The 18,817-nt window shown below is 67.9% G+C and carries 18 protein-coding genes and 2 pseudogenes; 7 read left to right on the forward strand and 13 right to left on the reverse strand.

Features of this window, described 5'->3' with window-relative positions; all coding sequences use genetic code 11:
• Positions 1-240 precede the first annotated feature (240 nt).
• From AHIS1636_RS01615 to AHIS1636_RS20380, 3 genes and pseudogenes are all read left to right on the forward strand, one after another.
• Positions 241-1,284 carry a putative F420-0 ABC transporter substrate-binding protein gene (locus tag AHIS1636_RS01615; protein WP_264794053.1) on the forward strand — a complete coding sequence of 348 codons (1,044 nt, stop codon included), beginning with the start codon at positions 241-243 and terminating at the stop codon, positions 1,282-1,284.
• Positions 1,281-2,366, forward strand: coding sequence for a putative F420-0 ABC transporter permease subunit (locus AHIS1636_RS01620; RefSeq protein ID WP_264794054.1), 1,086 nt, complete (start codon positions 1,281-1,283; stop codon positions 2,364-2,366). The genes AHIS1636_RS01615 and AHIS1636_RS01620 overlap by 4 nt, the downstream gene beginning before the upstream one ends.
• Positions 2,363-2,803, forward strand: a pseudogene (locus AHIS1636_RS20380) (ATP-binding cassette domain-containing protein); the annotation flags it as partial. The gene AHIS1636_RS01620 and the pseudogene AHIS1636_RS20380, both read left to right, overlap by 4 nt.
• A 260-nt stretch (positions 2,804-3,063) precedes the next feature.
• Here AHIS1636_RS20380 and AHIS1636_RS01630 read toward each other — a convergent pair.
• Genes AHIS1636_RS01630 through AHIS1636_RS01650 form a run of 5 tightly spaced genes read right to left on the reverse strand, consistent with a single transcriptional unit; the run spans position 3,064 to position 6,718 of the window.
• Entirely contained in the window at positions 3,064-4,014 is a 951-nt protein-coding gene (locus AHIS1636_RS01630) for a coenzyme F420-0:L-glutamate ligase (protein ID WP_264794055.1), read from the reverse strand.
• Positions 4,011-5,015 carry a TIGR03557 family F420-dependent LLM class oxidoreductase gene (locus AHIS1636_RS01635; RefSeq protein WP_264794056.1) on the reverse strand — a complete coding sequence of 335 codons (1,005 nt, stop codon included), beginning with the start codon at positions 5,013-5,015 and terminating at the stop codon, positions 4,011-4,013. The genes AHIS1636_RS01630 and AHIS1636_RS01635 overlap by 4 nt, the downstream gene beginning before the upstream one ends.
• Before the next feature lie 46 nt (positions 5,016-5,061).
• Entirely contained in the window at positions 5,062-5,508 is a 447-nt protein-coding gene (locus AHIS1636_RS01640; RefSeq protein WP_264794057.1) for a glutaredoxin domain-containing protein, read from the reverse strand.
• Positions 5,505-6,077, reverse strand: a complete 573-nt coding sequence (locus AHIS1636_RS01645) for an HhH-GPD-type base excision DNA repair protein (protein ID WP_264794058.1) — start codon at positions 6,075-6,077, stop codon at positions 5,505-5,507. The genes AHIS1636_RS01640 and AHIS1636_RS01645 overlap by 4 nt, the downstream gene beginning before the upstream one ends.
• 20 nt (positions 6,078-6,097) lie before the next feature.
• The gene (locus AHIS1636_RS01650; protein ID WP_264794059.1) at positions 6,098-6,718 is read right to left on the reverse strand and encodes a helix-turn-helix domain-containing protein; all 621 of its coding nucleotides are present in this window, start codon (positions 6,716-6,718) and stop codon (positions 6,098-6,100) included.
• A gap of 47 nt (positions 6,719-6,765) precedes the next feature.
• Between AHIS1636_RS01650 and AHIS1636_RS01655 the strand changes: the two genes are divergently transcribed.
• Positions 6,766-7,656, forward strand: a complete 891-nt coding sequence (locus AHIS1636_RS01655) for a class I SAM-dependent methyltransferase (protein WP_264794060.1) — start codon at positions 6,766-6,768, stop codon at positions 7,654-7,656.
• A 36-nt stretch (positions 7,657-7,692) separates the two neighbouring features.
• Positions 7,693-8,649, forward strand: coding sequence for an NAD(P)/FAD-dependent oxidoreductase (locus AHIS1636_RS01660; protein WP_264794061.1), 957 nt, complete (start codon positions 7,693-7,695; stop codon positions 8,647-8,649).
• On the opposite strand, the gene AHIS1636_RS01665 is transcribed toward AHIS1636_RS01660, so the two are convergent.
• The 8 genes and pseudogenes from AHIS1636_RS01665 to AHIS1636_RS01695 all read right to left on the reverse strand — a co-directional run bounded on the left by AHIS1636_RS01665 (position 8,640) and on the right by AHIS1636_RS01695 (position 16,290).
• On the reverse strand, positions 8,640-9,800 hold the full coding sequence (locus AHIS1636_RS01665) for an iron-containing alcohol dehydrogenase (RefSeq protein ID WP_264794062.1): 1,161 nt from the start codon (positions 9,798-9,800) through the stop codon (positions 8,640-8,642). The two genes, AHIS1636_RS01660 and AHIS1636_RS01665, sit on opposite strands and share 10 nt — an antisense overlap.
• Before the next feature lie 37 nt (positions 9,801-9,837).
• The gene (locus AHIS1636_RS01670) at positions 9,838-10,488 is read right to left on the reverse strand and encodes a zinc-dependent alcohol dehydrogenase (protein WP_264794063.1); all 651 of its coding nucleotides are present in this window, start codon (positions 10,486-10,488) and stop codon (positions 9,838-9,840) included.
• Positions 10,489-10,911: pseudogene (locus AHIS1636_RS20405) on the reverse strand (alcohol dehydrogenase catalytic domain-containing protein); the annotation flags it as partial.
• Positions 10,895-11,845: a sugar ABC transporter substrate-binding protein gene (locus tag AHIS1636_RS01675; RefSeq protein ID WP_264794064.1), complete on the reverse strand. Its 951-nt coding sequence runs from the start codon at positions 11,843-11,845 to the stop codon at positions 10,895-10,897. The pseudogene AHIS1636_RS20405 and the gene AHIS1636_RS01675, both read right to left, overlap by 17 nt.
• Positions 11,846-11,897: 52 nt before the next feature.
• Complete coding sequence (locus AHIS1636_RS01680) at positions 11,898-12,857, reverse strand: sugar ABC transporter substrate-binding protein (protein ID WP_264794065.1); 960 nt, start codon at positions 12,855-12,857, stop codon at positions 11,898-11,900.
• A 1-nt stretch (position 12,858) separates the two neighbouring features.
• Positions 12,859-13,893 carry an ABC transporter permease gene (locus tag AHIS1636_RS01685; RefSeq protein ID WP_264794066.1) on the reverse strand — a complete coding sequence of 345 codons (1,035 nt, stop codon included), beginning with the start codon at positions 13,891-13,893 and terminating at the stop codon, positions 12,859-12,861.
• On the reverse strand, positions 13,890-15,395 hold the full coding sequence (locus AHIS1636_RS01690) for a sugar ABC transporter ATP-binding protein (protein WP_264794067.1): 1,506 nt from the start codon (positions 15,393-15,395) through the stop codon (positions 13,890-13,892). The genes AHIS1636_RS01685 and AHIS1636_RS01690 overlap by 4 nt, the downstream gene beginning before the upstream one ends.
• Before the next feature lie 58 nt (positions 15,396-15,453).
• On the reverse strand, positions 15,454-16,290 hold the full coding sequence (locus tag AHIS1636_RS01695; RefSeq protein WP_264794068.1) for an SDR family NAD(P)-dependent oxidoreductase: 837 nt from the start codon (positions 16,288-16,290) through the stop codon (positions 15,454-15,456).
• A gap of 368 nt (positions 16,291-16,658) precedes the next feature.
• Here AHIS1636_RS01695 and AHIS1636_RS01700 point away from each other — a divergent pair, with 368 nt between their 5' ends.
• Both AHIS1636_RS01700 and AHIS1636_RS01705 read left to right on the forward strand, forming a co-directional pair.
• A complete protein-coding gene (locus AHIS1636_RS01700) occupies positions 16,659-17,585 on the forward strand; it encodes an AraC-like ligand-binding domain-containing protein (RefSeq protein ID WP_264794069.1) in 927 nt (308 codons plus the stop codon).
• A gap of 276 nt (positions 17,586-17,861) precedes the next feature.
• Complete coding sequence (locus tag AHIS1636_RS01705; protein ID WP_264794070.1) at positions 17,862-18,815, forward strand: VOC family protein; 954 nt, start codon at positions 17,862-17,864, stop codon at positions 18,813-18,815.
• The last annotated feature ends 2 nt before the right edge of the window (positions 18,816-18,817 follow it).

Genomic DNA, 18,817 nt, shown 5'->3' on the forward strand with positions numbered 1-18,817 from the left:
GAAACATTAGCCCCGCAAGGCTGGGAAAACCATGGCCAGGCGGCTTGGATCCTCGCACTGCGCCCGTTCGCGCGCCTATACTCTGTGCCAGACCCGCCGGTTGCGTATGGCCGGCTCCCGCGGCCTGGATTTAGGCCGCCGGTCACCGGCCGCTGCCGGTTCCTTGCAGAAAGCCCGGTGCCGTTTCCGGATCCTGTCCAACCGTTTCCGGACCGCCGCCGGCTGACGAACCGAGGTCCCATGCGCACTCCCGCCGTTTTCCTCCGGAGCCTCCCCGTCCTGGCCGCTGCCTCCCTGCTGCTCAGCGGGTGCGGCGGTCCCGCCCCGGCCGGCGCCGGACCTGACCCGGCGGCAGCCGGATACCCGACCGATACTACGACCGCACCCGACGGCGGCGCGGCGGGTTCGCCGTCGGGCTTTCCATTCACGGTGGACAACTGCGGGACCAAGGTGACGGTCAGCGCCCCGCCCGAGCGGGTGGTCACGATCAAGTCCACGAGCACGGAACTGCTGCTCGCCCTCGGACTGGGCGACCGGATCGTGGGAACGGCCTTCGCGGACGGTCCCGTGCCGGAACAGTGGCGGCAGGATCTCCCGGTGATCTCCGAACAGCTCCCCGCCCGGGAACCCGTGCTGGCGCTGGAGCCGGACTTCGTCTACGCCGGCTGGGAATCGAATTTCTCCGCCGACGGTGCCGGCGAGCGCGCGTCGCTGGGCAAGCTGGGCATCAACACCTACGTCTCCCCCGCGGCCTGCCGGGAGCCGGGCTACCAGCCGGATCCGCTGACCTTCGACGGGCTCTTCGCGGACATCCAGGAGGCCGGCCGGATCTTCGGCGCCGGCGCCCGGGCGGACCGGCTCGTCGCCGAACAGCGCAGGCAGCTCGACGCCGTCGTGCCCGACGGCAAGGGGCTGTCCGCGCTCTGGTACAGCTCGGGCTCCGACACCCCGTATGTCGGCGGCGGCACCGGCGCTCCGCAGCTGGTGATGGAGGCGGCGGGGCTGCGGAACATCGCTGCCGACGTGGACCAGGCCTGGTCGCCGCTGTCATGGGAAGCCGTCGCGGACCGGAACCCGGACGTGATCGTGTTGGTGGATTCGAGCTGGAGCAGCGTGAAGAAGAAGATCGGCGTGCTGGAGCAGCATCCGGTGATCTCGCGGCTGGACGCGGTCAAGGAGGGCCGGTACCTGGTGGTGCCGTTCGCCGCCTCCGAGGCCGGGATCCGCAGCGTCGAAACGGTCCAGTCGCTGGCGGACCAGCTGGCGAAGCTGGAGGCACCATGAGCCTGCGAGAGCACAGCAGGCAGGAAACAACGACGGCGGCGTCCGGCTCCGCGGCCAAGGCACCGGGATCGGGGGTGCTGTGGAGCCTGGTCCTGCTGGCCGCGCTGGCGGCCTCGGTGCTGGCGGCCGTCTCGTTCGGACCGGCCGGCATCTCGCCGCCGCAGGTCCTCTCTTCCGTCCTCCGGCATCTGGGGCTCGGGACTGAGCCCTTCGGTGCCGCCGCCCTGACGCCGATCCAGGACGCCATCGTCTGGGAGCTGCGGCTGCCACGGCTGCTCACCGCGGCGCTTGTCGGAGCCGGCCTGGCCGTCAGCGGCGCGGTCATGCAGGCGCTCACGCGGAATCCGCTGGCCGATCCGTACCTGCTCGGGCTGAGCTCCGGGGCGTCGCTCGGCGCCGTCGCGGTCCTCCTGCTGGGTGCCGCCGTGCTGCTGCCGGTGGCGGCCTTCGCCGGCGCGATGACGGCGATGGTGCTCACCCTCGGGCTGGCCTCGGCCCTCGGCGTCATCACGCCGACCCGCACCGTGCTCGCCGGGCTGGCCGTCTCAGCGCTGGCCGCCGCGCTGACGTCCTTCATCATCTTCTTCTCCGCGCAAGGCGACTCCTACCGCGAGGTGCTCAGCTGGATGATGGGCTCGCTATCCGCCGCCAGCTGGAGCTCGGTCGCGGTCGCCGGCATCGCCTTCGCGGCGGCGGGGCTGCCGGTGCTGCTGGCCGGCCGGATCCTCGACGGCTTCGCCTTCGGCGACACGGCGGCGGCGGTCCTCGGGCTCAACGTCAGCGCCGTCCGCTGGCTCCTGCTGGGCGGAACGGCGGTGCTCACCGGGGCCATGGTCTCGGTCAGCGGCTGCATCGGATTCGTCGGCCTGGTCCTGCCGCACGCCGTCCGGCTGCTGACCGGCGCACGTCACCGCGCCCTGCTGCCGCTGAGCGCCCTGGCCGGGGCCGTCTTCATGGTCTGGGCGGACACGCTGGCCAGGACGCTGTTCGACCCGCGGGAAATCCCCGTCGGCATCATCACCGCCCTGCTCGGGGCCCCCGTCTTCATCGCCATGCTCTGGCACAGGAGGGACGCGGCATGAGCCTGCGCGGAACCGGCCTCGAACACCGGGCAGGCGGCACGCTGATCCTCGACGGGGTGGACTGCACCGTCCCGGCCGGATCCGTGACCGGGCTGCTGGGGCCCAACGGCGCCGGCAAAACGAGCCTGATCCGGCTGCTGGCGGGGGTCGCCGCACCGCAGGCCGGCGCCGTCCTGCTGGAAAGCGCAGACCTGCACCGCCTCCCGCGGAGGGAGCGCGCCCGCCGGCTGGCCTTGGTCGAGCAAAGTGCCGGCACCGACCTGCCGCTGACCGTGCTGGACGTAGTGCTGCTGGGCCGGATACCCTACCGATCCGTGCTGGCCGGCAGCGGCAGCGAGGACCTGCGCGTCGCCCGCCGCAGCCTAGGCGCAGTGGGGATGGAAGCCTTCGCCGGCCGCCGGTACTCCACCCTGTCCGGCGGCGAGCGCCAGCGGGTCCAACTGGCCAAGGCCCTCGCCCAGGAACCCGAGGTGCTGCTGCTCGACGAGCCCACCAACCACCTGGACGTGAACGCCCAGCTGTCCGCCATGGAGCTGGTCCGGACCTTGGCGGCCGGCGGCGTGGGCGTGCTCGCCGCCCTGCACGACATCAACATCGCGGCCGCCTGCTGCGACCGGCTCATCGTGCTGCACCGGGGCCGGGTCGCGGCGGCCGGCCCCACCGCCGACGTCCTGGTTCCCGCCCTGATCCGCCGGGTCTACGGGGTGGAAGCCGTCGTGCTCGACCACCCGCTCACCGGCAGGCCGCTGGTGGCCTTCAGCCCGTTGCCGGAAGAGCCGCCGGCGGCCGCCTCGGCTGATTCCGCGGCGCGCGGGCGGTCCGCCAGCCCTGCCTCGTAGCCCTGCCGGAAGCCTTCCCGCCGGCCCGCCTCGAATCCTTCCTGGCGGCCCGCCTCCATCGCCTCGGCCGTGCCGAGGCGGAACATGTCCTGCTCTGCGGAGCGGATGAGCGCAGCCGCACCCGCTTCCCCGGGGTTCGCACCGCCGTCGTTGTCCACAGCCGTGACCAGCACGCCCAGCCCGCGCACCACCGCCACGGGGCAGCCGCTGGTCTTGCCCTTGACCAGGTCCGCGGCGGACGCGATCTCGTCCGCGACGGCCGTGACCGTAGCATTCAGCCGCCGGCCGGCGCTGTCCACGGAACCGCGCAGGTCCGCCAGCGGCGCCAGCCCGGCGACGCCGATCGCGGCGTCCGTCTGCCCGTTCCGCCACGGCCTGCCGAGGGTATCCGTAATGACGACGCCGACGTTCACACCGCAGCGCCGGCGCAGTTCCGCGCGGAGTGCGCGGGCGGTGGCGTCCGGGTCCAGCGGCAGCAGCAGGACGGTGCCCTCCGGCGTATTGCTGGCATCCACGCCGGCCGCGGCCGAGACGATGCCCAGCCGGTTCTCCACGATGCGGGTCGCACCGTCCTCATGCGCCCGCGTCGCCACGACCCGGACCGTCTCCGCGGTGATCGCCTCCTCCCGGTCCGCCGCCGGCAGCAGGCGGCCCTCGGCCTTGGACACGATCTTGGACGTCACGGCCAGGATGTCGCCGTCCTCCAGGTACCCGCCCGCGGCCGCCTCGATGATCGCGGCCAGGTCGTCGCCGGCGGTGATTTCGCCAATCCCCTCGACCGCGAAGACCGACAGCGCGCGCGGGCTCATCGGGTCAGCGCCGGGATCACGTTGGCGCCGAAAACCTCGATCCACTCGCGCTGGTTGCGGCCCACGTTGTGCAGGTAGATCCGGTCGAAGCCCAGGTCGGCGAACTTCTGGATGGCGGCGCGGTGCACGTCCGGGTCTTCGGAGATGACCATCCGGCCTTCGAAGTCCTCGGGACGGACCAGCTTGGCCATCTGCTCCAGCTCGAAGGGCGAGCGGATGTCCGCCTTGGGGAACTTCATGCCGCCGTTGGGCCACTCGGTCATCGCGTTGGACAGCGCTTCCTCGTACGTCGAGGCCCAGCTCAGGTGCAGCTGGAGCACCTTCGGCATGCCGGACGGGTCCTTGCCCGCTTCCTTGGCTCCGGCGTCGAACCGGTCGAAGAGCATGGCCACCTTGTCCAGCGGCGCCCCCACGGTGATCAGCCCGCCTGCATGCTTGCCCGCGCGCTTGGCGGTGACCGGGCCCGCGGTGGCCACCAGGATCTCCGGCGGCACCTCGGGCATGGTCCACAGCCTCGTCGACTCCAGCTTGTAGTAGGTGCCGCTGTGCCGGACGTCCTTGCCCGCCAGCGAGCCGGCGAAGAGCTTGTTGATGATCTCGATCGCCTCGAACATCCGGTTGATCCGCTCCGGCGGCTCCGGCCAGTACTGCGCCACGATGTGCTCGTTCAGCGCCTCGCCGGAGCCCAGCCCCAGCCAGTGCCGGCCCGGATACATGGCGGCGAGGGTAGCCGAGGCCTGCGCGACCATCGCCGGGTGCCAGCGGAAACTCGGGCAGGTCACGCCCGGCCCGATGTCCCCCGTGATCCGCTCCCCCAGGGCGGTGAGCACGTTCCAGACGAAGGCCGACTCGCCCTGCGCCGGCACCCAGGGCTGGAAGTGGTCCGCCGCCATGACGCCGGAGAAGCCGTTCCGCTCCGCATGCTCGGACAGCGCCACCGCCTCGGTGGGGTGGAACTGCTCAAGCATGGCCGCGTAGCCGACGGTCAGTGACTTTGCCATGACGGCATGATTCCACCCGGGGGTTGGGGAAACAATAGTGCCGCTGCTAGCGGGCCGGGCCCGCCGCGAGCGCCTGCCGCACCAGTGCCGGGGCAGGATTGGTCAGCACCTCTCCCCCGAGGATCACGGTCGGCACCGTCTCGTTCCCGCCGTTGTGCGCGCGCACGAACCCGGCCGCCTCCTCATCGCGCCAGATATTGACCCACGTGGCCTTGCGGCCGTCGCCGCCCAGCGCCGCCTTCAGCCGCAGGCAGTACATGCAGCCGGGCCGCCAGAAAATCACCACGGCCGGCCGTGCTCCGGCCTCTCCCGGCCGCTGCCACTTCGTGTGGCGGCCACGGTAGAGCGGGCTGATGAACCAGGACAAGGCCAGGAGCACGACGGCGGCAGCAACGGCGGGAAGCCAGCTCTCCTCCGGCTTGTGCAGGACCAGTGCCAGGACGGCCACGGCGGCGAGTGCGGCGGCGGCGCCCCAGCGGTTCAGCCGGTTCATGCCTGCTTCTTCTTGGCCTTCTGGGCCTGCTTGTATTCACGCACGGCGACCAGGGTTTCCGGACCGGTGACGTCGGCGATCGACATGGCGACGTCGGGCCGCCCGTAGTCGCCCGCGGCTTCCCGCCAGCCGGGCGCTTCCACGCCGCGCTGCTTGCCGAGCAGGGCGAGGAAAATCCTGGCCTTCTGTTCGCCGAAACCGGGCAGTGCCTTCAGCCGTGCCAGGACCTCGGCCCCGTCCGGGTCCCCCGCGGTCCAGATGCGGGAGGCATCGCCGTCGTAATCCTCCACGATGACCCGCGCAAGGTCCTGCACGCGTCCGGCCATGGACTTCGGGAAGCGGTGGACGGCGGGCGTCTGGCGGAATGCTTCGAGGAACCCGTCCGGGTCCATTTCAGCAACCTGCTTCGGGTCGAGGCCGCCGAGCCGGTCGGCGAGCTTGGCCGGGCCCGCGAAGGCGACCTCCATCGGGATCTGCTGGTCCAGCAGCATTCCGGTCAGCAGGGCGAACGGGTTGGCGGCCAGCAGTTCGTCGGCGGCTGCGTCTCCGGCCAGGTGGAGTTCGGTCATGGCTCAGGGTCCCCTTGGGCTCAGTCTCGGTCTGTCTTCCCGCCCAAGCTACCACCGGATTTGTCGGAAGCGGCGGCGGGGCCGTGCAGGTGCGCGCGGTCGCCGTCGTGGTCGAAGATGGTGAGGATTTCGACCGGGCCGCCGTGCGCGCCGATGGCGTGCGGGACCATGGTGGAGAACTCGGCGGCGTGGCCGGGCTCGACCAGGATGGTCCGCTCGCCCAGCTGCAGGCTGACGGTGCCGGACAGGACGGTGAACCATTCGCGGCCGGGGTGGACCTGCGGCTGCGAGGTCTCGCGTTCCGGGGTGATGAGCATCTTCGCCACCGTGACGCCGTTCAGCGCGCCCTCGCGCGAGAGCAGCCAGGTGGTGAGCCCCTTCGCGTGCTCGGGTTCGGGCCGGATGACCACGTCCTCGTCCTCGGCGGATTCGACGAGCGCGTCGAGCGTGGTGCCGAGGGCGCGGGCGATCGGCACCAGCTGGTCGAGCGCGATCCGCCGGTGTCCGGTTTCGATCCGGCTGAGCGAGGACGGGCTGATGAAGCAGCGGGCGGCCAGCGAGTCGAGGGACCAGCCGCGGGCCAGGCGCAGGCCGCGGATGCGCTGGCGGATCACGGCGTCGAAATCGAGTTCTTGCGTCATACGCAAGATTGTATGCCAGAGCCGCAGGAGCCGCTTAGGCTGGAAGCATGACGACGCAGCATCACCACGGTTCCGGCCACCGGCGGGGCCATCAAAACGATCACCCCGGCCACGGGCACGACCACGGCCGCGAGGACCACGGTGGCAAGGCCGGAGTGGCCGAGCTGCTCGAACTCGAGGCGGCGGCCCTCGGCCCCTACTCCGACGAGATCGCGGACTGGGCGGCCGGCCTCGCCGCGGCCGCCCCGCGGACCATCGTCGACCTCGGCGCGGGCACGGGGGCCGGCAGCATCGCGCTGGCACGGCGCTTCCCGTCGGCCGAGGTGGCCGCCGTCGACAATTCCCCGCACATGCTCGAGCGCGTCGGGGAGGCCGCCGCGCTCCACGGACTCGGCGGCCGCGTCATCCCGCTGCTTGCGGACCTGGACGAAGAGTGGCCGGACATCCGGGAGGCCGGCCTGATCTGGGCAGCCTCGTCGCTGCACGAGGTGGCGGAGCCGGAGCGGATCCTGGCGGATGCCTTTTCCGCGCTGGCGTGGGATGGTTTGCTGGTGGCCATCGAGATGGACACCCTGCCCCGCTTCCTGCCCCACGACGTCGGCCTCGGCGAACCCGGGCTCGAACTCCGCTGCCACGAGGCACTCGCCCGGGCCGGCTGGAACGCGCACCCGGACTGGCGGGAACCCCTGGAGCGGGCGGGCTTCCGCGTCGCGGCGCAGCGCAGCTTCATGCCGGAAGCGCGGCCGGGCGAGGCCGCCGGCCGCTACGCCCACGCCTTCCTGGCCCGCGTCCGCCGGGCCCTGGACGGCGAACTCCCGGCCGCCGACCGACGGACCCTCGACCACCTCCTGGACGCCGGCAACCCGGACGCCCTCGTCCAACGGCGCGACCTGGCGGTCCGCGTCAGCAGGACAGCCTGGGCGGCCCGCCGCCCCTGAACCACCCCCCGGACCAATCCCAGCCAAGGAGCCACCATGGACACTGATTTCACCCACGACGTCGCCGTCATCGGCGGCGGCGCAGCCGGCCTCAGCGCGGCCGTCGCGCTCGGACGCTCGCTGCGTTCCGTCGTCGTTATCGACGCCGGAGAGCCGCGCAACGCCCCCTCGCATGCGGCGCACAATCTTCTCGGCCAGGAGGGCATCTCCCCGCTGGAGCTGGTCGCCACCGGGCGGCGCGAGGCCGAGCAGTACGGGGCGGAGTTCCGCGAGGGTCGGGCCGTTGCCGCGCGCCGCGTCGACGGCGGTTTCGAGGTGGAGTATGACGGCGGTGCCTCCGTCCGCGTGCGGCGTCTCCTTCTGGCGTCGGGACTGGTCGACGAACTGCCCGACGTGCCCGGCGTCCGTGAGCACTGGGGGCAGAGCGTGCTGCACTGCCCCTACTGCCACGGCTGGGAAGTGCGCGGCCAACGCATCGGCGTGCTCGGGACCAGCGCCCACAACATCCACCAGGCCTTCCTGTTCCGCCAGCTCAGCGAGGACGTCACGCTCTTCCTGAACACGATGCCCGAGCCCGAGGACGCGGCGTGGGAGCAGCTGGCCGCGCTGGACATCAACGTAGTGCGCGGAAAGGTCGAGCGGCTGCGCAGCGAAGACGAGGCCCTGCGCGCCGTTGTCCTGGAAGATGGGAGCGAGCACCAGCTGGACGCGGTCGTCGTCGCGCCCTGCTTCATGGCGCAGGCCGACCTGTACGAGCAGCTCGGCGGCACCCTGGCGGAAATGCCCCTGGGTAAGTTCATCGAGGCCGGCCCGATGGGCGAGACGAAGATCCCGGGCGTCTGGGCGGCCGGCAACGTCAGCAACCTCGGCTCCATGGTCGCCTCCGCGGCCGGGGCGGGCGTGCTGGCGGGGGCCGCCATCAACGCGGACCTGGTCAACGAGGACACGCGCGCCGCCGTCCGCGCCCGGGCCGATGCGGCCGCTCAGCTGTAGATCTGCGCGTACAGCTCCTCGATCTCCTCGGCGGTCGGAATGACCGGGTTGTTTCCCGGGGACCCGGAGGCGAGGGCCTGCTGCGCCATCAGCGGGGCGAGCTCCTGCCACCTGTCCTGCCCTATGCCGAGGCTTTGCGGAGTCGGCACGTCCAGGTCCTTGCAGAGGACCTGGAGGGCCTCGACCAGCCGGCCCGCGGCCAGGGCATCCGGGTCCGCCTCGCCGGCCACGCCGTAGGCCCGGGCGCATTCCGCGTACCGGGCTTCTGCGCCGCCGACGGAGAACGCCGTGACGGCCGGGAACAGCATGGCGTTGGACAGCCCGTGCGCGAGGTGGAAGTGCGCGCCGATCGGGCGGCTCATGCCGTGCACCAGGGCCACGCTGGAATTGGAGAATGCAATGCCGGCCTGGGTGGCGGCGAACATCATTGCCTCCCGGGCTTCCCGGTCCTCGCCGTTCTCGTACACCCTGCGGATGGTGCGGCTGATCGTGCTGATCGCAGTCAACGCCAACCCGTCGGAGAACGCGTTGGCCTTCCGGCTGACGAAGGCTTCCACGGCGTGCGTCAGGGCATCGACGCCGGTGTCCGCAGTCAGCCGCGGGGGCATGGACAGCGTCAGCTCGTAATCGACGATCGCCGCGGCCGGGAGGAACGCCTGGCCGGTGCAGAGCATCTTCTCGTCCGAAGCGCTGTCGGTAATGATGGTGAACTGCGTTGCCTCGGAGCCGCTGCCGGCGGTGGTCGGGATCTCGATCACCGGCAGGGCGGGACCGCGGTTGTCCCGGGGAGCCTTGTAGTCGCGCATCTCACCGCCTTGGACAGCCAGCAGCGCCAGCGCCTTGGCTGTGTCCATCGGGCTGCCGCCGCCGAGGCCGACCAGGCAGTCCGCCCGGTGGGCGCGGACCTGCTGCACCCCGGCAACCAGCGAGTCGGTGGTGGGATCCGGCACTGTCCCGTCGAACAGCGCGGCGTCCAGGCCCGCTTCCGTGAGTGCGGTCAGCAGCCTGCCGGCCAGGCCAGTGCCCACGAGGAAGGAATCAGAGACCAGCAAGGGCCTGGCTGCGCCCAGTCCGGCCACAACGTCAGGCAATTGATCGACTGCTCCCCCGCCCACGCGCAGGTTGCGGGGCAGTGCAATAGATGTAATCAAGATCGGACGTCCTTTCACTGCAATGCTGGTTCCCCGATCAGGGAAGGCGAATGACTACTTTCATTGTTCCCTCTGCCGCTTCGTGCGCCAGGGCGAAAGCGTCCTTTGCCTGTTCGAACGGGATGATGTGCGAAACCAAGGCTGCAATAGTCTCTCTGTTGGATTCCACGAGCCGGACGGCTGCGGCGAAGTCATCGAGGGCAGCGCAACTGGATCCGCGGATTGTGACTTCCTTTTCCGGAAGGATGCCGGAGGGGAAGGGTGCGGTTCCTCCCGTCAGACCGACAACGACGACGTCCCCGCCCCGCGCCACGAGGTCAACTGCCTGTGCAAGAACAGAGGGGATGCCGGTGGTATCGATGACTATGTCCGGTCCAAAACCGCCGCCCCACTTCCGCAGTTCCTGCGCTGCCGGCTCCTCGTCCGCGTCAAGTGCCAGTTGCGCCCCAAGCCGCTGCGCCAGAGCCCTGCGATCCTCTTTGGGATCGACGACGGCGGTAGCTGCACCCCAAATTTTCGCGGCCAGGGCAACCGCCTGTCCGATCGGTCCGCCACCCAGCACCGCTAGGCGCACGCCATCTGCCGGACGATCCTCGCCAATGTTCACTCGTGCTAGTGCGTGCACTGCCACCGACAGCGGTTCAACGAAGGCGGCAATTTCCGGCTGCGTGCCGGAGATCTGAAACACTGAGCGCTCCCGGACCAGAAGACGCTGGCTGAGGGCACCGTCCCGGTGGACCCCGATAATCCGCATGTCGTAGCAGGCGTTTTCCCTACCGTGACGGCAAGCGCGGCAAGTCCCGCAGGTCTCGAGGGGCCACACCGCTACACGGCTTCCCACGGGAATCCGGTTCCGATCGGCACCTGCGCCTACGGCCTCGACAATTGCCGAGAATTCATGGCCGATGACACGTGGAAACCAGTCGCTGCCTCCTGTCAGGGCTGCTACGTCGCCGTCGAAGTAGTGCAGGTCGGAACCGCAGATTCCCACTGCTTCCGGTCTGAGGAGGACCTGCCCGGGAGCGGGAGCTCCGGGACCCTCCAGGCCCCGGAGCTCCAACGAACCGGGCGCGGTCAGAACCGCCGCCCGAATTTCAGAATTCATTGGCATTGGCCTCGGTGATCGGGGTTCCCTCGATCTCCACGTGGTTGGTAGCCGGGAGGGTCCCGTCCTTGAAGTAGATGTCCATCGCGTCGACTACTTTGCCAATGATGGCGGGCCAGTCCTGCAGGACCGTCGCAATGAAGGGGCCGCCCTTGGCAATTTCGGCAATGGCGAAGTCGTCGCCGTTCATGCTGGCCACGGCAACACCTTCGGCGCCCGCTGATTCAACGGCTTGGACTGCTCCGAACCCTGCAGCGTCGAAGCCTGCCCAGACGCCGACCGGGGCTTGTTCCCCCGGATGCGACTGCAAGTAGTCCTGCACGAAGGACAGAGCTTCTTCCTGGGCGGCACCGGGAGACTGGATCTGATGGTTGGCAGCCACGTTGAAGCCATTTTTCTCGAAGAGTTCCGTGGCAACATCGGTACGCAGGCGAATGCCGGGGTGCGAATCCCACCCGACGATCAGGACGTCACCGCCGTCCGGGTTGGCGTCAATGATCGCCTGTGCGCTCGCGGTAGCAAGCTGGGTGTTGTCGCTCGTCACGTTCAGCGCGTAGGGCTTATACGGTTCCACACCTGCGTCGATGGCGAAGACCGGGATGCCCGCGTCATTGGCGGCCGAGACGCCCAGGCTCGTCTTTTCCTGCGACGTGTACCCCATAACGATGGCGTCAACGTCCCGGGAGATGGCGTCCTGCAACTGAGCGTTCAGCTTGTTGTAGTCATTCGCACTGTCCGAGACGGAGACCTGCCAGCCCTTTTCGGTTGCCTGCTCCTCGAACATATCCACGCCGGTCTTAACGGCTGGAGTCGCGTAGGAAGCGGTGAAGACCGCGACCACCGGTGCACCGGCGGCCTCCGGATCCGCCGTCGCGTCCGACCCTCCTCCGCAGCCAGTGAGGGCCAGGACCGAGACCGCAGCGGTGGCTGCGGCAGCCAAGAGTCTGTTGTAGCGCATGAGTGATACTGCCTTTCAGCGATGAGTGTGTAGATCAGGATTTAAAGCTGTCCAGGTTGTCCTTGTTGACGAGGACACCGGGCATTTCTTCGTAGTTCTGCTCAGGATCGGTGCCCTTGAAATCGGCTTCCATCACTTCCGCCATGCGTCCGACGATGGCGTCCCAGTCCTGGAATACCGTGGCTGCGAAGGGTCCGGCTTTGCCGATCTCCGCTACCGCCTGGTCCGTGGCGTCGATGCCCGTGACCGGAACGTCGGTACGGCCCGAGGAATTGAGCGCTTGGGTGACGCCCATGGCAGCGGCGTCCCAACCCGCCCAGACTCCATCAAGGGCGCCTGCGCCCCCGTTGGCCTGCAGGAAGTCCGTGGTGAAGTTGAGGGCTTCGCCCTGGGATGACGCGGGTTCCTTGACCTGCTTGATGTCGACGATTTCGGCGCCGGCCTTCTCAAGATAGGAGATGGCCTCCTGGGTCCTCAGCCGGATGCCCGGGTGCGGATCGTGGCCAATAACCAGCACCTTGCCGGGCCCGCCCATGGCGTCGAGCAGCGCCTGCGCGCTGATCTCACCCAACTGCACTGAGTCACTGGTGACATTCAGGGCGACACCCTCCATCGGTGCAGTGCCGCCGTCGATCACGTACACGGGAACCTCGGCATCGTTGGCGGCCTGAAGGCCCACGGTAATCTGCTCGGGTGTCGGGAAGCCCAGGACGATCGCGTCCACCTTCCGCAGCGATGCGTCCTGCATGAGGGAGTTAACCTGGTTGAAGTCGAAATCCGTGTCCGCCACTGTGACGTTCCAGCCCTTGCCGGTGCCGAGCTCCTTGAAGGCATCGATGGCGTACTTGGCCGCCGGCGTTCCGTAGGAACCGGTAATGACGGCGACGTCGACGCCCTCCTCCGTCCCCTGTCCTGACGATGCAGCATTTCCGCCGCAGCCCACCAAGCCCAAGGCCATGGTTAGGCTGCCAAGCAGTGCGAGCAGTTTTTTCATGTCAGGAAGCTCCCTTGTTGCCCAGCCGCGAGAACGCCACGGCAGCGATGATGATGACGCCGGTCAGGAACTGCTGCACATAAGTACTGACGCCGATGATGTTCAGCCCGTTGCTGAGGACTCCGAGGATGCCGACGCCGATGAGGGTTCCGCCGATATTCGCCGTTCCTTCCTTGGAGATGGTCATGCCCAGGAACACGGCGGCGATGGCCAGCAGCATGTAGGAGTCGCCGCTCGTTGCGGTTGCGCTAGCCAGCCTGCTGGTGAGGACAACGCCGGCAAGAGCGGCGCCGACTCCCGCTACCACGAAAGCCAGGAACCGGACGCGGTTCACGTTCACACCGCTCAGCTTGGCAACCTCCGCGTTGCCGCCCACGGCATGCCAACGGCGGCCGATAGTGGTGTTGCGCAGCACGAACCAAACGACCAGCGCGACGGCGACTGCCATGAAAATGGGAATCGGCAGATTGAACCAGCGCCCCTGGCCGAGCGACATGAAGCCCTGCGGCAGGCCGAACAGCGTGGTTCCGTCGGTGGTGATGAAGGCCAGTCCGGAGACCGACGTCATTGTGGCCAGGGTGGCAACGAAGGCCGACAGCTTCAAATAAGCCGTCAGGTAGCCGTTGACTGCGCCCACCAGCGCTCCGACAACCAGTGCTCCGGCGACCGCCGCCGCGGTTCCTTGTCCGGCGATGAGCAATTGCGCGACGATGGCTCCGGAGAGGGAGGCCGTGGCACCAACCGAGAGGTCGAAGTTGCCGACGACCATGACCACAGTCTGCACGGCAGCGATGATGGCCAGAATCGCCACCTGCTCCAGGACGTTGCGCAGGTTGCCGAAAGTGAGGAACACGTCCGGGCGCATCATGCCGAAGGCGGCGACGAGCAAGACAAAGCCAATGATCGTACCGCCCGATTTGATGGGCCCCAGCCCCGGGACATAGCGGCGTTTGCCGGCTGCTGCCGCCGGTCCGTTCCCGGGAAGCGGCGATTTCGACGCCTTGTTCTCCACCCGGGTTTTTTGTGCAGTGTTCATGATGCTGCCCTTCCATAGCAGTAGGTCAGTAGCTGCTCCTCGTCGGCGCCCTCGGCAGGAACCTCGCCGGATATCCGCCCCTCGTGCATCAGGATGATGCGGTCGGCCAGCCCGATCAGTTCCGGCAGTTCCGAACTGACCACGATGACCGCAGTGCCCTGTGCCGCCAGGCGGCGTATCAGCCCGTAGATCTCGGACTTCGTGCCGACGTCGATGCCGCGCGTCGGTTCATCGAGCAGCAGGACTTTGGGATTGCGCGCCAGATACTTGGCCAGGACGACTTTCTGTTGGTTCCCTCCGGAGAGCTGGCCAACAATTTGCTGGGGTCCCCTGCTCTTGATCTGCAGCTCCGCTATGGAGCCCGAGGCCAAGGACCTGATGCGGGAACCTGCGACCAGCCCCCACTTGCTGATCGCCTTCAAATTTCCGACGGCGATGTTCTCACCGATCGACTGGGACAGGACGACCCCCTGGCTGCGCCGTTCCTCCGGCACGAGCGCGATGCCGCGGTCCAGCGCGGCTGCCACCGTCCGGTGGCTGCACTCCTGCCCGTCGAGGGCGATCCGTCCGGAGGAGGAACGCTGTGCGCCGGCAATCATGCGCAGCAATTCGCTGCGTCCGGAGCCGGCCAGCCCGCCGATGCCCAGTACTTCGCCTGGCCTGACTGAGAACGAGACATCTTTGACCCGCCGGCCGGTCAGGCCGGACACTTCCACGGCCTTCCCCGCGCCTGGTACTCCCCGGGCCGGAAACAGCTCGTCCTGCCTGCGACCCACCATGGTGGAGATGACTTCGTCGATGGTTGTGTCCGCGACGTCCGTCGTCGTTATCACAGCGCCGTTGCGCATGATGGTCGCCCGGTCGCACAGCTCGAACACTTCCTCCAGTCGGTGCGATACGTAAAGGATCGCTACGCCTTCGGCCTGCAGGCTCCGCAGCACCCTGAACAGGTCGCGGATTTCATGGTCGGTTAATGCAGCCGTGGGCTCGTCAAGGATCAGGACCTTCGCCTCGACGGCGATGGCCCGGGCGACGGCAACCATGGTCTGCTGCACCGGAGTAAGGCGGCCGGCCATGCGGTGGACGGGAATGTGTCCCTGGTTGAGCCGCTCGAGCTGCTTGCGCGCGGCACTTCGCAGTTCTTTCCAGTCGACAAGTCCTGCACGGGTGGGCAGGTCGTCCCCCAGCACGATGTTCTCCGCGACCGAGACGTTCGGCACGATCGACAGTTCCTGGTACAGCGCGACGACGCCTGCTTTGTGGGCAGCACTGACACCTTTGAAGGCGGCAGGGGCGCCCTCCATCCGGATGCTGCCCGAATCCGGTGTATAGACGCCGGTGAGGACCTTGATGAGGGTGCTCTTGCCCGCCCCGTTTTCGCCGAGCAGCGCATGGATCTCACCGGGGCGGATCCGGAGGTCGACACCGTTCAGGGCGAAGACGCCGTCGAAATGCTTGGTGATGCCCTCGGCTTCGAGGACATGCTGAATTGTGGTGGTCATCGTGTGGTCCATCCCTAGGTCTGGAGTGAAGGCCGGAGGAAATGCGCGCCGGTGCCGCTCAGCGCGCGTGCGATAGGGCCAGGGCGCCGCCGTCAATGACATAGGCCCCGCCAGTCATGAAACTGGAAGCCCTGGAGGCCAGCAGGAGTGCAAGCCCTTTCATTTCCTCCGGGTCCGCCATCCGGCCGAGCGGGATCGTCTGCGCCCACAGGCCGTTGAGCTCCGGAACGTCCAGGGCCCCTTCGCCGGCAATATTCGTCCTGAACGGGCCAGGTGCAATGGCATTGATCCGCACGCCGCGCGGAGCCAGTTCGAGCGCTGCCTGCCGGACGATATTCAGGACAGCTGCCTTAGTGGCGACGTAGGCATAGCCGACCATTGGATCCGCGCGGAAGCCGGCGGTGGATGCTGTGACCACGATCCTGCCGCCGTCGGCGATCCGCCCTGATACGGCCTTAAGCGTGTTGAAGACCCCATTCAGGTTTACGTCGATAACGGCGTTCCAGTCATCCTGCGGCGTCCCGGTCAGGGTACCGCCGGCTTCCGTGAAACCAGGCCCGCGGGAGATGCCGGCGTTGGCGAAAGCGATGTCCAGCCTTCCGAACCGGCCCCTGATACCCTCCACCGCAGAGGCGATCGATTCCGGCGCCGAAACGTCGGCGGCGATGCCGAACGTTTTCCCGCCGCAGGCCGCTATGCCGGCCGCGACCGATTCGATCCGGTCCTGGTCAACATCAATGAGCCCGACGTTGGCTCCCGCTTGGGCGAGGATTTCTGCAATGGCCTTCCCCAGTCCGCTGCCGGCCCCCGTCACGACGGCCGCTTCCCCGGACAGGTCGAACATTTCCCGGATACTCTGCGGTGTTGCGGCATGCTCCATTTGGGCAGTAGACATCGTCGTCCGCACGTCCTTTTTGTCGGTGATCGCTTGGCCGGAAAGCTGCATCGCGCCAGCCTTCCGGGGCCTGCTGGCCTGTCCCAGAGCGTATTAGTGATCCATGTCACCGGCATCCAGCAGCCGTGCACGCCAGTATCGAATCCGTGCACTGCTCGACGCGCCGCCACCCGGCCCGCGGCACCAACCACCACCACTGCTTCATATGTGACGCGCGGCACAAGCGGCACGCTAGAATGCATCAACCCGTCAGTCGTGCAGCGCGGCGGCCGGGACAGGATTCGCCAGGCATTCCGGGGAGGATGTTTGCAATGGCTCTTGCCGATTCAGTAGTAGCTCCGCGCCCTATCCTGCGGACGGACCAGCCCGTGACATTCAGCGGTTGGGGCGATACCGTGGCGCGGTCGCTGCTCAGCTTTGAGTTCGACTTCGAGGAGCCCCAGTCATTCAAGGGCGTGGTGAAGAGTAAGCCTTTCGCGGACCTTGAATTCATCGACATGGTCTGTGGCCGCCATGCCGCCTACCGCGACGCGTCCAAGATCGAACAGGGCCAGCGTCCCGAGTACCTGATGACGCTCCAGCTTTCGGGTGAATTCCGGCTGACCCAGGAGGGCCGGACCGCCGTCCTCAAGCCGGGGCACTTCACGTTCTACGATTCGACGAAACCGGCTGCGCTCGAGAGCAGCGATGACTACCGCTCGCTGTGCATCAAATTCCCGAAGAAACTCATCGGCCCGGCCGGTGACGCCGTGAGCGAGCTGACCGCGACCCGCATCGACGCCGACTCCGGCCTGGCCCCCTCGGTCTGGGCGCTCCTGAGCACACTCAACGAAACACTGGATACAGTCTCCAATGTCAACCGGTATTCGACAGTCAGCGGTGTCATGAACCTGGTCGGAACGATGCTCGCCAGCCACGTCGGCCCGCCCGCATCAGCACACCCCAAAGAAACCCGAGCATCTCTCCTGCAGCGCATCCACCAGTACATTGACGAACATTTGGCCAATCCGGAACTGGGTCCGCAGGAAGTCGCCGGCGCGCACTTCATCTCGGTGCGGTACCTCCACAGCCTCTTCCAGGACAGCGGGTCCAGTGCGGCGGCATGGATCCGCGACCGGCGGGTGGAGCGCTGCCGCATTGATCTGGCAGACCCGGCACTGGCCAACGTGCCGGCAGCGGCCATCGCCCGCCGCTGGGGCTTCAAAGGCGCCTCGCACTTCGGCCAGATCTTCAAAGCGGCCACAGGGCTGACGCCGGCGGAATTCCGGCACCACGCCCTCACAGGAATCCACTGATCCCGCCCCTCTCCTGACGTGCCCTGACCGGCTGCCGCCTCCATTCGCCCTGCCCATGACGTCCGTTCGCGCAGTGCGCCGGGCATCCTTCCACCTCTGCCCGCTTCTCGTGTGCCGTCGTCCTGCCCTATGGGGACACCGTGGCTTTCGCGAACGCTGCACGGATTCGACATTGGTGGTCACTCTCAGGTGATTTCAGTGATCTGGATCATAACTACGGTGGTGCCAACCCCGTAGAAAACAACCGGGTCCAGCCCCTGTCAAAGGAGACAAACCATGGCTTATGTTGAAGGTTCGCACCACGTGACCTTGTCTGTCGGCGGTGCACAGGAGGACGTGGACTTCCACGTCAAGACCTTGGGCATGCGCTTCATCAAGCGCACGGTGCTCTTCGACGGCTCCAAGCCGATCTACCACCTGTACTACTCCAACGCCAACGGCGATCCCTCGTCGGTGGTCACCACCTTCCCGTGGGCCCAGGCCGGCCTGCACGGCAAGCGCGGCACGAACCAGGCCCGCGAAGTGCTGCTCTCCGTTCCCGATGGCTCGCTGGATTTCTGGCAGAAGCGCCTGACCGAGCACAAGGTCGAGGTCGAGAACATCGAGCGGTTCGACCAGCGGCGCCTGGCCTTCCGCCACCCCTCGGGCATCGAATACGTCTTTGTCCCCACCGTCGGCGACGAGCGCGAAGGCTTCGCCGGCAACGGCGTCCCGGCCGAACACGCCATCCACGGCATCCACGGCGTCGGCATCCACGTCACCACCCCGGAGCGCATGGTCGACTTCGCCAATGACACCTTCTTCTCCCAGGGCAACATCTCCGAAGACGGCGACCTCGCCCGGTTCCAGGTCGGCAACGCCAAGTACGGCAACCACGTCGAACTGACCGCGAACATCAGCGAGGACCAGGGCACCTGGCACTACGGCGCCGGTACCTACCACCACTTCGCCTGGAACCTGGACACCCTCAAGAACCAGGACGACGTCAAATTCGAGATCGAGGGCGCCGGCTACACCGACATCTCCGAACTCAAGGACCGCAAGTACTTCAAGTCCGTGTACGTCCGCACCCCGGGCGGCGCCCTCTTCGAACTGGCCGTCACCCACGAGGACGGCGGCTGGACCTGCGACGAGTCCCCGCAGGAACTGGGCAGCGCGTTCCAGCTGCCGGAGCAGTTCGAGCACCGCCGGGCGGAAATCTTCGAACAGCTCGAGCACATCGACGTCTAGGC

It is taken from the genome of Arthrobacter mangrovi, from assembly GCF_026011795.1.
Lineage (GTDB): Bacteria > Actinomycetota > Actinomycetes > Actinomycetales > Micrococcaceae > Crystallibacter > Crystallibacter mangrovi.